Source organism: Peribacillus frigoritolerans (genome assembly GCF_001636405.1).
Lineage (GTDB): Bacteria > Bacillota > Bacilli > Bacillales > DSM-1321 > Peribacillus > Peribacillus frigoritolerans.
In genome coordinates this window covers 1,450,364-1,462,363 of the sequence record NZ_KV440950.1, presented here as the reverse complement: position 1 = coordinate 1,462,363, position 12,000 = coordinate 1,450,364, and the positions used below count along the sequence as shown (strand labels likewise).

At 39.9% G+C, this 12,000-nt stretch carries 12 protein-coding genes and 3 pseudogenes; 3 read left to right on the top strand and 12 right to left on the bottom strand.

Annotation, left to right across the window (positions count from 1 at the left end; all coding sequences use genetic code 11):
* Positions 1 to 122 precede the first annotated feature (122 nt).
* Complete coding sequence (locus tag A6755_RS07180; RefSeq protein WP_134402101.1) at positions 123 to 728, top strand: hypothetical protein; 606 nt, start codon at positions 123 to 125, stop codon at positions 726 to 728.
* Between the two features lie 598 nt (positions 729 to 1,326).
* Here A6755_RS07180 and A6755_RS07175 read toward each other — a convergent pair.
* The 3 genes from A6755_RS07175 to A6755_RS07165 all read right to left on the bottom strand — a co-directional run bounded on the left by A6755_RS07175 (position 1,327) and on the right by A6755_RS07165 (position 3,362).
* A complete protein-coding gene (locus A6755_RS07175; RefSeq protein WP_034309744.1) occupies positions 1,327 to 1,779 on the bottom strand; it encodes an SRPBCC family protein in 453 nt (150 codons plus the stop codon).
* 154 nt (positions 1,780 to 1,933) lie between these two features.
* Positions 1,934 to 2,806 carry an AraC family transcriptional regulator gene (locus A6755_RS07170; RefSeq protein ID WP_063590255.1) on the bottom strand — a complete coding sequence of 291 codons (873 nt, stop codon included), beginning with the start codon at positions 2,804 to 2,806 and terminating at the stop codon, positions 1,934 to 1,936.
* 103 nt (positions 2,807 to 2,909) lie between these two features.
* Positions 2,910 to 3,362: a GNAT family N-acetyltransferase gene (locus tag A6755_RS07165; RefSeq protein ID WP_084737515.1), complete on the bottom strand. Its 453-nt coding sequence runs from the start codon at positions 3,360 to 3,362 to the stop codon at positions 2,910 to 2,912.
* A 219-nt stretch (positions 3,363 to 3,581) separates the two neighbouring features.
* Here A6755_RS07165 and A6755_RS07160 point away from each other — a divergent pair, with 219 nt between their 5' ends.
* A complete protein-coding gene (locus A6755_RS07160; RefSeq protein ID WP_054399815.1) occupies positions 3,582 to 3,761 on the top strand; it encodes a small acid-soluble spore protein H in 180 nt (59 codons plus the stop codon).
* A gap of 195 nt (positions 3,762 to 3,956) precedes the next feature.
* Here A6755_RS07160 and A6755_RS07155 read toward each other — a convergent pair whose 3' ends face one another.
* The 3 genes from A6755_RS07155 to A6755_RS07145 form a co-directional block, all read right to left on the bottom strand.
* Positions 3,957 to 4,469 (bottom strand): DUF3189 family protein, encoded by a 513-nt coding sequence (locus A6755_RS07155; RefSeq protein ID WP_063590253.1) that lies wholly within the window; start codon positions 4,467 to 4,469, stop codon positions 3,957 to 3,959.
* Between the two features lie 196 nt (positions 4,470 to 4,665).
* Entirely contained in the window at positions 4,666 to 5,775 is a 1,110-nt protein-coding gene (locus A6755_RS07150) for a D-alanyl-D-alanine carboxypeptidase family protein (protein WP_063590252.1), read from the bottom strand.
* Between the two features lie 1,367 nt (positions 5,776 to 7,142).
* Complete coding sequence (locus A6755_RS07145) at positions 7,143 to 8,114, bottom strand: acyltransferase family protein (RefSeq protein ID WP_063590251.1); 972 nt, start codon at positions 8,112 to 8,114, stop codon at positions 7,143 to 7,145.
* Positions 8,115 to 8,479: 365 nt separating this feature from the next.
* On the opposite strand from A6755_RS07145, the gene A6755_RS07140 reads away from it, so the two are divergent.
* A complete protein-coding gene (locus tag A6755_RS07140) occupies positions 8,480 to 8,872 on the top strand; it encodes a thiol-disulfide oxidoreductase DCC family protein (protein ID WP_063590250.1) in 393 nt (130 codons plus the stop codon).
* A gap of 71 nt (positions 8,873 to 8,943) precedes the next feature.
* On the opposite strand, the gene A6755_RS07135 is transcribed toward A6755_RS07140, so the two are convergent.
* From A6755_RS07135 to A6755_RS07115, 6 genes and pseudogenes are all read right to left on the bottom strand, one after another.
* On the bottom strand, positions 8,944 to 10,293 hold the full coding sequence (locus A6755_RS07135) for a DUF3238 domain-containing protein (RefSeq protein ID WP_084737512.1): 1,350 nt from the start codon (positions 10,291 to 10,293) through the stop codon (positions 8,944 to 8,946).
* Between the two features lie 135 nt (positions 10,294 to 10,428).
* Positions 10,429 to 10,623, bottom strand: a pseudogene (locus tag A6755_RS27530) (KGG domain-containing protein); the annotation flags it as partial.
* Between the two features lie 6 nt (positions 10,624 to 10,629).
* Positions 10,630 to 11,055, bottom strand: a pseudogene (locus tag A6755_RS07130) (KGG domain-containing protein); the annotation flags it as partial.
* A 168-nt stretch (positions 11,056 to 11,223) separates the two neighbouring features.
* Positions 11,224 to 11,427: pseudogene (locus tag A6755_RS07125) on the bottom strand (KGG domain-containing protein); the annotation flags it as partial.
* A gap of 156 nt (positions 11,428 to 11,583) precedes the next feature.
* A complete protein-coding gene (locus A6755_RS07120) occupies positions 11,584 to 11,739 on the bottom strand; it encodes a YvrJ family protein (RefSeq protein ID WP_034309764.1) in 156 nt (51 codons plus the stop codon).
* A gap of 41 nt (positions 11,740 to 11,780) precedes the next feature.
* The gene (locus A6755_RS07115; protein WP_063590248.1) at positions 11,781 to 11,999 is read right to left on the bottom strand and encodes a DUF2922 domain-containing protein; all 219 of its coding nucleotides are present in this window, start codon (positions 11,997 to 11,999) and stop codon (positions 11,781 to 11,783) included.
* Position 12,000 lies beyond the last annotated feature (1 nt).

Below are 12,000 nucleotides of genomic sequence, written 5' to 3'. Positions count from 1 at the left end.
TGACTAGCAAAGCCCTCTCTAAATAGAGAAGGCTTTGCCTTTATTAATATTTTAAAAGATAGAAAGGAGTGACATTTCCATGTCTTATTACGAGGATTGTTGTAAGCAGAAACACTACGATAATGAACATCACAATCATTGTTGGAAGCAGGAGAAATGCTGCGATCATGAACATCACGATCATTATTGGAAGCAGGAAAAATGCTGCGATAATGAACATCACGATCATTGTTGGAAGCAGGAAAAATGCTACGATAATGAGCATCACGATCATTGTTGGAAGCAGGAAAAATGCTGCGATAATGAACATCACGATTACTGTAAGAAGAAAAAACGCTGTGATGATGAGCATCACGATTGCTGTAAGAAGAAAAAACGCTGCGATGATGAGCATTGCGATTGTAAGAAGAAAAAACGCTGCGATGATGAGCATTGCGATCGTAAGAAGAAAAAAAGCTGTGATGCTGATCATCATGATTGTTGTAAGAAGAAAAACCGCGGCGATGATGAGCATTGCGATTATAAGTAGAAAAAACGCTGCGATAATGAGCATTATGATTGTAAGAAGAAAAAACGCTGCGATAATGAGCATTACGATCATTGTTGTAAGCAGAATAAATGCCATGTTGACTTTGGGTGTCATATGTCATGGGATTGGTAGTTTGTTAAATGAAAAGTACTTTGATACCTTAATTATCAAAGTGCTTTTTTTTGTTCCCAAAAGATGAGTCATGTCAACCTCACATGTTTTGAGTACTCATCCTGTTGCCCTTTATCACATTTCCGAAACAAATACATCCCCATCGTCAGTCTCATTTTGCGCCACCTTGGAAAATATGATTTATGATTCGCTTGCTGCTTCAACCATCCTGCCCGTTCATCTTCAAGAGAATCAACTATATCCTTTATAAGATTTATTTTTGAAAAAAAGTAATAATTTTACACACTAACTCTGGAACATTTGTTCTGTTTGTGTTATTCTTATAAAAACAAAAGAAAAGATCTAATCGCAGCAAACGATTTGATCCGTAATTATAATTAACGGTCGGTTGTATCCGCGGGCCTAACACGGTTGTACCGCTGAGCCGAGCCATTCGCTAATCTTTAGGGTGCCGGTTATAAAGACAGCTCCGAACTTCAGCTAAGCACCCATTAGTTCTATAAAGCATTTATAACACTTGTCCATCTTCATCATCTGGGAATCATTTCATTATTCATCAACTCCTTCATTCTTAATCAGTGAATTAGTTCCTCCTGGTACTAGGGGAAAATAAAAAGGCTGCCGCAGCAACCCATGATAGCAGAGTATAGTCTTAAACAAGGTTATTACCTATTCTCGGCAATCTTTTTCAGTGCCTTTGCACGAGAAACGATAAATGCTCTCATATACTTCTCTAAAAACAACTTATCAGCTAATACTCCAATTGGACCGAACGGTGACTTATATTGAAATGTATCCATCATTATAGTTCCGCCTGGTTCTTCTTTAAACTGATGTGTGTGTACGAAGGAATGGAAGGCACCCTTCACCATAATATCTACAAACTTATTTGGTTTTTCCATTAGTATCACTTTGGCTTTCAGCCTTTGTTTAATACCAAAGTGAATGGCTTCCCAAGTAACAGCATCTCCCTCCTCTAATAGCCCTTCTGTCACACCATCAACAGCCATTTCCTTAGTGTTAGCTGTCGTTTTGGTATGGATATCCACACTTCTCGCTAGGTCAAAACATAATTCAACTGGGGCTTTAATAAATTGTTGATACTCAATAACAGGCATTTTCCAATCTCCTTATATTAGCACTTTCTATCCACCATTATAGCTCGTTAAAGCAAATTATACCTAGCTCTTATTCCCTTATCCTTCCCTGTTTGCTCCATAAGAAAAAGCTGCCATAAGACAGCTCTTCCGATAAATTCTTCGCCTGGTAAACTTACTTTTTCATAACGGGGATCCATATTTCACTTCTAAATGTTGGTGAGGTTATGTCTTTATTTTCGTTCCAAAGGATTTCCGGCCCTTCTCTTTGTTCATAGTTTGAGGATGGAAACCATTCTGAATAAATGCGTCCCCAAACATTTTGCAGTGTTTCAGGAAAGGGGCCGACTGCTTCGAATACCGCCCATGTAGACGCATCGACATTCAGCTGGGTTAAGTTATCTGGACATTCCCTCGTTGTAGCTGCGCCGATATAATGATCAAGCTCCCCTTTTTCCTCCAACCGGCCTTCGGAAAAGTTCGCGGATGCACTAAGCAGCCCTAATGGCTCGACATTCGATAGATTTTTAAGTTCATTTATCGTTTTCTCGTCTAAACTTTTCCACATAGATGCAATCTCTGGATTGACCCCGTTAAAAATGATTGGAACCCTTTTTTTAATTCCAATTATGTGAAATGCCGCTTTTTCTTCAATTCGATAGTTCATTTCACTGCCTCCTTTAATGGATAATTGGAAGGACATCGGTGGATAGGCTTTAAGTGAATGGCCATTACTTCTCGCTTCTGATGGCGTGATACCATGCAAATGCTGAAACGCCCTTGCAAACGAGTCTGGTGAACTGTACCCGTACTTTATCGCAATATCAATGACCTTTATGTTGCTACTCTTAAGCTCAAACGCTGCAAGTGTAAGTCGTCTTCGGCGGATATACTCGGATAGTGAAATACCGGCAAGGAAGGAAAACATCCTTTTAAAATGATATTCCGAGCAATAAGCGAGCCTTGCAACTTCTTTAAAGTCAATTTCGTTCGTAAGATTTTCTTCAATGAATTTAATGGCACCATTCATATTTTTGAGCGAATCCATTCAATGACCTCCCTTATATCAACAGAATAGCAGGAGTTGAAATGAAACATCCGACATTCTGTGCACGATTATGCAGGGTCTAATCCCTTTGTGTTAAAAGTACTTATTGTTGAAATGGGGTTTTACCGACTTTTTGCATAAATAGCTCTGGTTTATCAATCTGTTTAAAACCAAATTTTTCATATAATGAATGTGCATCATTCGTTGCTAACATGAACCTGCGAACCTTTTTTAGTTCGGAATGATCGGTGATAACGTCCATTAACCATTTTGATAATCCTAATTTACGATAGTCAGGTAATATAAACACATCGCAAAGATACGCATGGGTTGCTAAATCGGTTATTACCCTTGCAAACCCAACTTGAACACAACCTTCATTTCCTATTTCACCCTTATAAACCCCAAAACATAAGGTCGTATTTTCAATTGACTTTATTACTGTTTCCTTAGTTATTCCCTTTGACCAGTAAGCTTCATGATTCAAAAATTCATGTATTACATCAACATCTAAATACTTTTTATTAGTGGAAATCGAAAATCCTTCACTATTCATTTTACATCCCCCCATACTTTCTTAATTTTCTGTAATTATATCAACTGATTTTATCTTGAACTATCCTGCGTTATCGAAATATTTAAAAACTGCCATACAAATAACTCAGCCACCAGTTCGTTAAGTAAGGGATTTTTGGAAGAATTAATTTCAACTAGTATATCTAAGTAAATCGGAACAAATATTAAACATGTTGCAAATTCAAAGGAGGTGGCTAAAATGAACGCACAACGAGCAGAAGAAATTGCTTCTTCACCAAATATGGTTACTGTAACCTATAATGAGGAAAGTATCTACATTGAGCACGTGGATGAACAAAATGGAACAGCTACAATCCATCCCCTTGATGATCCAAATAAAAAACAAAGTGTTTCTGTAACCAGCCTGCAAGAACAGTAATTTCCTCGATTCATTAATAAACCTCCACTTCCGGGTGGTGGTTTATTGTTCGATTAAGTGCAAGCGTCACCTCATGTATAACATCTATCCATCCAGAAACATAACAAAAAAAGCCAACATCAATTGTTGACTTGAATTCCGCAACCTGCACTTTCAAAAACGAATTTTGATGGGCTAAGTAAATTTTTAATAGGATTACTTATATATTTCATTTTCTATTATAATCACTTTTTCCCCATTCGCTGCTTTTCCTATTTGTTTCGTGTTTTCAACCAAGCGAAAAATATTATCACAGCATTGTTTGGTGCCTATAATTAATAATGGCACACCTATGAAATCGATTTTTAATGCTCTTGATAAATATCCCCCTATAGACATGGCAATAGGGACAGTTGGGGATGTATTGGAGAATACTATTTTTTCGTTAAAGTGAAATTTCTCCTCCAGTAGTAAAGTCAATTCTTTTAATGCCGGAACAACGAGTTTCTCTCTTTTATGTCCCATTGTATAAACGGAATTGCCATCTTCATCGATCCCGCGAAAAATCAGCTTTCCAAATTCCTTTTTCGTTAATTTATTAAAATATTTCACATTTAATATTTCTTCAGAAGTTAGTTTTCTTTCCGATTGAGGTAGTTGTTTTAAATGATAGGCGGCAGCCAAAGACGTGGTATGTGTACCCCCATAATCATTATAGATATATATCATGAAATCATCCCTAATAGTTTTTTTAATACTATTATGGTCATATACTCCATTTCCAATTCAGGTACCTTTGTGCTGTCCGATTAGTATATTCCTGTTCTCGGATCATCAATAAAAATAAAAGAGTGCACCTATCATTCATGGATGATAAGGGCACACTTTTATTTTTTATAAACTGGGGTATGTATAGGAACAAGTTTTAAAAGCCTCCCAACCCTAGAGATGGGACAGAAAATTTTATTAGCTTATCATTGATTGTTTCTTGTTTAATTGGGGCAGGCAATACTGTGTTCCTAACATCAGCGACCGTTTTAAGGTCAAAGGAGTCGATTGCTTCCCCTTCTTGGTTCATGATTGAAAGCATTCCATCATTACTCGTTTTTAGACTGGGTTGATCACTGATTAAATGAGTATAGTATATGTCTTCGTTCAGCGTGTAGGAATTAGAGTAATCCGCTGAATAAAGTTTGCTTTTTTTATCAATTTTTCCTGATTTAAAGTTTTCAAAGCCATAGTTGAATAAAAGCTTGGTATCAGAGTAGGCAACTTTGTCTGAAGGAGCTTTTAGAGTGACAGCAATCAATTCCTGTTCTCCTCTAGTGGCAGTAGAAATCAGGGTGTAGCCGGATTGACTTACGAAACCGGTTTTCCCGCCGGTTATTCCCTTATAGGGGAGTTCGCCTTTTAACATTTTATGATGGGTAATCAGAGTTGTGTCCCATGTTTCCACTTCCCATGGTAACTCCTTCTTCCCAAAATACTCACGGAATGTTTCATTTTTCATTGCATATTGGGTAATTTTCGCAAGGTCACTGGCCGTAGTTACATGGTCTTTGTCAAACAATCCATGGGGGTTCGTAAAATGAGTATCGGTAACGTTTACTTCGTTTCTTAAAAACTCATTCAAATCTTCCATGAACAATTTTTCACTGCCAGACATATGCTCGGCAATTGCGATGGCTGCATCATTTCCGGAGTTGATTAGCATGCCTGCAATTAATTCGGAAAGCTCTATTTCCTCCCCATGTTCAATAAATACCGAAGACCCGTCTGCCTTCGCCGCTTTTTTGCTAACAGTCACCAGTTCGTTCTTATCCCCGTGTTCTATAGCATATATCGCCGTTGCAACTTTCGTTAGACTGGCTGGATACATACGTTTATCCATGTTTTTTCCGTATAATACTTTTCCACTTTTCGCGTCAATAATGATCCCGGCTTCACTATTGAGAGGTAAGTCAGATTCTGCACTTACCTTCGTAGAGGCGAAAGGGATTAAAGCCAAAATGAAGATGATGAAAAACTTTTTCATATGCCGCTCCTTTGATGATAGTTAAATCTTATATAGTCATAATAAAATAAATTTGGACGTTTAGAGTTGATTTATTGAAAGTGAAATACAAAAGTAATTACCCCTTAATAATTTTGGAAACATTTCGGGTAATCGCCTTCATTTTCTTTCCTGGAATAACTTTAAAAGGGTTGTAACCCTTTTAGTGGAGCCTCCATTTAACCCTCATTAAATGAAATTTTTTGTAGATCACTAAATATCTGGAAATTTCTTTTCATGAAAAAACCCTTCAAACGGAAGGGCTCTGGCTGTAGAGAAACTCTAAGAAAAGCGAGTTTGACTGCAGTTTTTTCTTTTAAAAATTCCAGTTGATTTCAGAAATCCGCTCCCTTTCCGCCGACTGTCTGCCAAGCCCCCTCGACGCAAGCGTCTGTGGGGGCTCGGCTAGCCAGTTAATCGGCAGGAGTGTCGCATATTTCTTCCATCCATTAAGGATTTCAGTAAAAAAATATGAAGGATAACTTTGTCTTAAACATGGTTTGGAATGTGTCCAGCCTACAGTTTCTTCTTAACAAACGTTCCAGTTGATTTCAGAAATCCGCTCCCTTTCCGCCGACTGCCTGCCAAGCCTCCTCGACGCAAGCGTCTCCGGGGTCTCGGCTAGCCAGTTTTTCGGCAGGAGTGTCGCATATTTCTTCCATCCATTAAGGATTACAGGAAAAAAACATGAAGGATAACCTTGTCTTAAATAGGGTTTGGAATAAGACCAGCCAGCAGTTTTTTCTTTTAAAACACAAAGTTGATTGGAGCGGGTGTTCGAGACTCCTGCAGGAAAAGCGTGGCAAGGGAGACCCCGCAGGCGCGCCGAGGAGGCTCCCTGACCGCCCGCGGAAAGCGAGTACCCTACGTTCCAATCGACGTTCCAGGTTTAATAAACCCTTATAAAAACTGAAGACAAAAGGGGCTTATCTAAATTTCAACACAAAGTCTATTGGAACGAAAGGTGCGAGACTCCTGCGGGAAAAGCGCGTCGAGGGGAGACCCCACAGGCGCAAAAGCGACGAGGAGGCTCCCCGACCGCCCGCGGAAAGCGAGTACCTGAAGTGGAAATGGACGTTCCATGTTTTATGAACCCTTATAAAAACTGAAGACAAAAAGGGGCTTATCTAAATTTCAAAACAGAGTTGATTGGAACGGAAGGTGCGAGACTCCTGCGGGAAAAGCGCGTCGAGGGGAGACCCCACAGGCGCAAAGCGACGAGGAGGCTCCCCGACCGCCCGCGGAAAGCGAGTACCCTACGTTCCAATCGACGTTCCAGGTTTAATAAACCTAAATGAAAATTGAGCAAACTTGTTTTCATCGAGTTTGTCTACAGTGTTAAAATTCTGTTATGTTTTCATTTTCATTCCTATTAACGCACATTCCACTTTTACTATCGGTTTTCTTGATAATATAAATATTATGGTTACAGGTATGACTAATAAAACATAGTATTGGCCACTTTCTTTGATCCAATCATAAATAAATGAGTTGTAAACATATTCCAGGAAAAACATATGAAAAAGATAAATACCTAATGTAATGGATCCTATTTCAGTAAAAAACGTTTGTTTTTTAGGAACTATACATAAAAAACAGTAAGTTGCTGCTCCCATAATTAAATAAACGAGTAACTTATATATAAAACCGAGGGCAATGGAGCCTTCCATTAATTCCTGATAACCTAAGCGGCCATAAAACCATTCCCTCCAACTCATTTCCCCATAGAAATAAATACCGGTGAAGATCAACCCTAGTACAGCCCAGCCGATCAGGGCATTACTTTTCTTTTTAACCCATTCAAAATGATTTTTTTCTAAAAAATGACCAATTAAAAAGAAAGGAAAGAAAAAGAAGGTCCTCGACAAACTTAACCATTCATTCACTTCACCAAAGTAACCGATTATTAGAGAGACAATGATTGAAAGGACGATCCCATATTTCCTGGAGGAAAATATAAACAGTAATATATTCCAGCAGAATAAGCTTATTAAGAACCATAAAGCCCATCTTGGAGTCAATATTGTGAAGTCTATTGGTTCATCAAATACCTTCCGATAATAGAAGGTATATATCACCTGGAATATTACATAGGGAATTAATATTTTCTTAATGAGCCCCCAGAGGTCCTTTTTACTTTTTATCTTTCTGGAAAAATAACCGGATACTAAAATAAAAGCTGGCATATGGAATGAAAAGATGAACAGATAAATAGTTAAAATCCATTGGTTTTCTTCCACCATTCTAGCTAATGTGTGCCCCAAAACAACTAGTACGATTAAGACAGCTTTCGCATTGTCAAAATACGGATCACGTTTCATGAAATCTTCCCCCCTATAAAGAAACTGGCAGTTATATTTTCTAATCCTCATTTATGGTTTGAATGAAAAAGCCGGCGTTCCTCTACTATAGGATTGCCGGCTTGGAACTTCATTGGAGTATCTACCATATCACAGCTTGTTTACAGTTTAGTTAATGGAAAATAACAGTTTGATAACAGTCAAAAAACTGCCTATATCATGGGTCCACCCGCTTATTGGCTTACGTACTCCTTAGTGACCTGACGGAACGACAATCCCTTCATCATCAAAACTCCAGGCAGTTCCAGACGTTTTCGCCTTTTCAAAACGGGTAGTGTATTATATAAGCATGAGTTTGATAACGTCTCTCTATAGGAGGAATGTTCATGAATCCGGTCATTTTGTTTGATGGTGAATGCAACTTTTGCGATTCGAGTGTCCAGTTCATTATCAAGCGGGATCCGCAGGGGCTTTTTCATTACGCTTCGCTTCAAAGTGAGGCAGGACAAGAGTTGCTGAAGAAGTATGATGTTCCTGCAGATATAGATAGCATGGTGCTGATCGAAAAGGATAAAGCCTACTATAAATCGTCTGCAGCCTTAAGGATTTGCCGCCGCTTACAAGGGGCATGGAAATTGCTTTATGGTTTCAGCATCGTCCCAAGCTTCATCCGGAACTTCGTTTATGATTTCATTGCCAGGAACCGTTATAAATGGTTCGGAAAGAAAGAAGAAAGCTGTATGCTGCCGTCGCCAAGTGTTCGAAAGCGGTTTTTATAAGAAAATGTAGTGGTTGGATTGCCATTGACCTCAAAAAAAAGGACGATAAGCGCTCTTGGCTTTTCGTCTTTTCATTGTGTGAATGTGGAGTATCTCCATAAATGATTGGCCGTAGGGTGCGCCATCATTTCGAGCCCTTTGTTTTCCGCAAGGTGCAGCGCTTCCCAGTTTTGGTCGTCTGCCTCCTTTAGGTAGACTTCGTGATGCGGGGCCTGATCATGATAGCCGGCGATATTGATTTCACCATTTCGGTAAAAGGTCCCGATCACTTTATAATCCACGGCAGGTGAAATGATGATCGGATTGCCTACAGAGTGTGTCAGCTGGATTGTCGTTTTCTCATGATTGGATAATACGCGCTTCACTATAACACCTTCATCCGAGGCCACTCCCTCCTCAAGGAAATCCCCATCATGGTTGTAAGCCTCACTTTTCCCGACCGCTTTGGAAAATTCAATCTCGGCTTCCCTTTCCTTTTCGTGAATGAACACATCGACCCTGGTCCGGAAACGTGATGATTCAGGATCAAACCCGCGGTTGTCTCCTTTAAAATAGGGAACCTTTGAGGCCAGATTGGGGTTTTTCAGCCACTCTTCAGGTAAAAAAGTGGAATAGCGCAGCTGCCAATTTCTTTTCCTTTTACCATCCACTTCGTTTTCAACTGACTGCAAAAGCTGTTTTACAGGTCCTATTTTTTTAGTATTCGTTATTTCCTCGATCGCCGCCTTTGCTTGGGATGAACCTTTTTTTACGGCTCCGACAATACTCGCTACAAGGGATTTCACGGCAAAGGACTCCTGCTCCGAGCGCGGAAGGGGCCGCTTCGCTTTAATGGTATATGTGTATTCCTGATCTTCACTAATACTCCGATCGTTGAAGGAACATCCGCTCACTTTCCCAATATCCACGCCGTTTCGATAAATCGTATATTCTTTTATTCCCTTGATGGGCTCCCATTCCAGGCTGGCTTGGCCTTTTGCGACAATTGTCGTGAATACCAAATCCAAAAGGATATTATCCTCTTTTTTATTTTCGGTGGTCGTTGATGTCTGTATTTTCATCCTGTTCACTGCCTGTTCTTTTTCATTCAAGCTATCTATCGTGTACGTATAGATGGTTCCTGGAGTAAGGTCCCGATCTGCCATCTTCGGCTCCGAACCGCTGTAAATCAGCTCTCGCCCCCTGAATACCCGATAGTAACCACCTTCATCAGGCCAAATAAGCTTGATGGAATCCTTTTTCCGTTCAATTTTGCACATCAATGAAGCCGTTTTGAATACCGCTTGATGCTTCCTCCTCTTGTTGGAAACCAGATAAGCAATTCCCCCAAGACCAAGAGCAAGCAATGAATGCCGTGCAGTGAATGTAACTCCGCCTACTTTTAAACGGGGAAATGAATAATGGGCAATCAACTTCTTCATCACCTCTTCTTTTCTAGGTGTTATTCTTTACCCACTTTAATCCCTGAGCACACTTTGCGATGTGCTGTGCTGGCATAAAAAAACCGAGGGAATGTTTTCTCCCTCGGTCATTTATAAGTTTCACTGGATTAAATTTTAACGGCGGCTTTTTTCCCCGCCTTTGCGTCCTGCTTCTTCACGGCTCATTTTTCCATCATCGGAATCATCACGTTGATTGCCCCGTGCTTCTCCGCCTTTTTCGCCGATTTCCTGATAGAATTCCTTGCCATGACTTTCGGAAGTGGCTTCTCCGCCTTTTTTACCAATCTCTTGATAGAATTCCTTATCATGATTTTCGGAAGTGGCTTCTCCGCCTTTTTGGCCAATTTCTTGATAGAATTCCTTATCATGATTTTCGGAGGTTGCTTCTCCGCCTTTTTGGCCAATCTCTTGATAAAATTCCTTATCATGATTTTCGGAAGTGGCTTCTCCGCCTTTTTGGCCAATCTCTTGATAGAATTCCTTATCATGATTTTCGGAAGTGGCTTCTCCGCCTTTTTGGCCAATCTCTTGATAAAATTCCTTATCATGATTTTTGGACGTGGCTTCTCCGCCTTTTTGGCCAATCTCTTGATAGAATTCCTTATCATGATTTTCGGAAGTGGCTTCTCCGCCTTTTTGGCCAATCTCTTGATAGAATTCCTTATCATGATTTTTCGCTGTTGTTTCTCCACCTTTACGTCCTGCTTCTTCACGACTCATTTTCTCATTGTTGTTAGCCATTAAAAATTCCTCCTTATTATTTGGATTTTCCATGTACTAGCTACATATGTCATGTACCCGCTTGAACAGCCATAAAACTAGATTCAGCTATAAACTTTAGATCGTTTTTTTAGCGGCGGCTTTTTTTCCCGCCATTAAGTCTTGCTTTTTCCTGCTCATTTTTCAATCATCGGAATCACGTTGATCGGCTCTAGCCTCTCCGCCTTTTTTGCCGATTTCCTGATAGAATTCCTTATCATGATTTTCGGAAGTGGCCTCTCCGCCTTTTTGACCAATCTCTTGGAAAAATTCCTTATCATGATTTTTTGCTGTAGCTTCCCCGCCTTTGCGGCCAGCTTCTTCCCTGCTCATTTTTTCATTGTTGTTAGCCATTAAAACTCCTCCTTATTATTTGGATTTTTGATGAACTAGCTACAGTTTTATGTATACCCGATAGTTTTGATATAAAACTAGAATCTATTAAAACTTTTCCATTTTAAAAGGAAAAGCCCCATGGATGCTATCACCCACGAGGCTCCCCGCTTATCCTTAACCTGACTTCGGAATCCCTTCTCGCAGGCGTTCTGGCAGCTCCACAAGGGTTTCATTCAAAGTATCCAATTTCGTTTCAATCCTATGAAGCAAATAAAGGGTAACAATGATCGGGAACCCAATATCACTGACAAACGGCAGGATTTGATCCACTTTTTCCACCTCTCTTCCAGGTTGACCAACAAGACCCGTTCTTAGATGAGTTCCACTTCCTCGACATTCCGCTCGACAAGGCGTGCCGCTTTCAAATCGACGAAATCCCCTGAAGATGTAACGAACACGTTCCCCTCAATGATTTTTTCCATTGCCAGTTTAATCGTATTCACTTCGACCGGCTCCTTCGGATTATCAACGGAAATCGTCGCTGACTTGCCTTCCTCCGTAACGAAAATCAATTCCAGTACTTTAGCCATT